Source organism: Bacillus sp. mrc49, from assembly GCF_002803435.1.
The window spans coordinates 1-1080 of record NZ_PHNG01000465.1; the positions used below are offsets into that span (position 1 = coordinate 1).

At 49.9% G+C, this 1080-nt stretch carries 2 protein-coding genes; both read left to right on the forward strand.

Features of this window, described 5'->3' with window-relative positions; all coding sequences use genetic code 11:
• On the forward strand, positions 1-766 hold a 766-nt coding region (locus CVN76_RS03640), incomplete at its 5' end, for a FecCD family ABC transporter permease (RefSeq protein ID WP_100530332.1).
• Positions 759-1080: ABC transporter ATP-binding protein (locus CVN76_RS03645; RefSeq protein WP_157805503.1), on the forward strand; the 322-nt coding region annotated here is incomplete at its 3' end. The genes CVN76_RS03640 and CVN76_RS03645, both read left to right, overlap by 8 nt.

Here is a 1080-nt window from a genome sequence, read left to right on the forward strand (position 1 = left end):
TCCGCTTGCCGATCCCTACACGCTCGGGATATCGTCAGGAGCATCAGTCGGGGCAGTGGTGACGTTATTCCTGAATATATCACTCCCGTTCATCGGTTTATATACGCTTCCTGCATTGAGCATCTTATGTTCCGTGATCACGATTTTTTGTGTACTGACATTCGCAAAAAAAATGGATCGATCGATGAAGGTCGAAACGATCATTTTGACCGGAATCATCTTCAGCTCGTTTTTAAGCGCCTTCATATCCTTGATGATTGCGTTGACTGGGGAGGAATTAAGACAAATCATCGGCTGGCTCATGGGCAGCGTGTCCATGCGCGGGTGGAATTATATCGGAATCATTCTGCCGTTTTTCATCATTGGCTCGTTGATTCTGATCATGAATACGAGGGAATTGAATGCGATGACCTTCGGGGAGGACCGGGCAAAACATTTAGGTGTCGACGTGCAGAGGCGGAAAATGTGGATCCTGATCGCGGGCTCGATATTAACGGGCGCAGCGGTTGCCGTTTCAGGCACGATCGGCTTTGTAGGGCTGGTGATTCCCCATTTGGTCCGGAGGATATGGGGGCCAGATCATAGGCATCTGCTTCCGTTATCATTGCTGGTAGGAAGCGGGTTCTTGATTTTGGCAGATCTTGTGGCACGGACGATCATCGCCCCGTCGGAACTGCCGATCGGGGTCATCACCTCACTGATCGGGGCACCTGCATTTGCCCTCATTTTATTAAGGAGACGGAGAGTGGGTAGGACGGATGCTTGAAGTTAAAGGGTTAACGGGTGGATACGATAACAAAAGCGTTTTGGATTCCGTCTCTTTCGACGTTCAAAAAGGAGAACTATTCGGGATCCTCGGTCCAAACGGCAGCGGAAAAACGACGCTGTTGAGTATGCTCAGTGGGGTGCTTGCTTACAAGCAAGGAAGCATACGGATCAAAGGAAAAGATTTGCAGGATTATTCGGCAAAACAGCTTGCACGGGTCATTGCGGTGCTTCCTCAACATTCCTCATTGGCTTTTTCGTATACGGTGAAGGAGACGGTCTCGCTTGGGAGGTACGCCCATCAAACAGGCTGGT